This window comes from Halorubrum sp. SS7, assembly GCF_005435055.1.
GTDB lineage: Archaea > Halobacteriota > Halobacteria > Halobacteriales > Haloferacaceae > Halorubrum > Halorubrum salinarum.
Genome location: NZ_SGXV01000173.1, coordinates 1 through 787 on the forward strand (window position 1 = coordinate 1; position 787 = coordinate 787).

At 63.3% G+C, this 787-nt stretch carries 1 protein-coding gene and 1 pseudogene; one reads left to right on the forward strand and one right to left on the reverse strand.

Annotated features, from left to right (window positions below):
• The first annotated feature begins 41 nt into the window (after positions 1-41).
• Complete coding sequence (locus EXE44_RS20425) at positions 42-182, forward strand: hypothetical protein (protein WP_158293497.1); 141 nt, start codon at positions 42-44, stop codon at positions 180-182.
• A gap of 290 nt (positions 183-472) precedes the next feature.
• Here EXE44_RS20425 and EXE44_RS17435 read toward each other — a convergent pair.
• Positions 473-787 (reverse strand): annotated as a pseudogene (locus tag EXE44_RS17435) (site-specific integrase); the annotation flags it as partial.

The following is a 787-nucleotide window of genomic DNA, read 5'->3' on the forward strand; positions in this document are numbered from 1 at the left end:
CGAGAGTTTAATCGTCCGGAATTCGTATGTTGTGTCGTACCATGTGCCACGGATACCACGCAGACGAATGGTCCGGAGACGACGAGGAAGCGGAGTCCGAAGAGGTCGTCGAGCACCCGTCGCTCTCCGAACCGGAAGAGGCCACCGACGTGGAGATCCTGACTGACGGCGGCGACGAGTGACCGGCCGCAGGCGGTGCGGTTCAGACCGCGGTCGGTCCGGCGCAGGCGAGACGCGGTCCGCCCGACGGGTCGCGTCGCTCACCATTTCGAAGAAGCGGGCCGGGCGCGATCGTGAACTACGAAAAAACGATCGCTCGCTTCGCTCGCGCTGCGACTTCTCTACTTCAAATCGCTTCCGTCCGGTTCCCTCACCGCATCGCTGTCGCTCTGCGGTTCAGTGTACGGGCCGGGCGCGATTGGATATACTGCGCCCTTCGTCCCCCTCACTGCCTGTACTTTCGGTCTGTGTCTCACTTGTCGTCATCATGATTACTCCAGTCTGAGTCGAGTCGCTCGACGTACTCGCGGCGCTTCCCGAGCCGATCTCGGTAGCGCTGCCACCGCTCTTCGTCCGATGCCCAGTCGTAGTGATCCTCGATCGTCGAGACCGTCGCGTTCACCCGCTCCGCGACGACCTCCGGCGGGATCCCGATGTTCAACTGCCAGGTGATCGACCCCGTCCGTATCGGATGCGGCGACCGCGACGACGGGCACTTGCTCGCCTTGTGGTAGTCGGTCCACTCGCAGGTCTCCTTCTCTTTACCGTGCGGACACGCCCCGTGGAG

Bases quoted from the DNA above. Each gene is read 5' to 3' on its own strand.
- EXE44_RS20425 (WP_158293497.1), top strand. From the start codon at position 42: ATGTGCCACGGATACCACGCAGACGAATGGTCCGGAGACGACGAGGAA.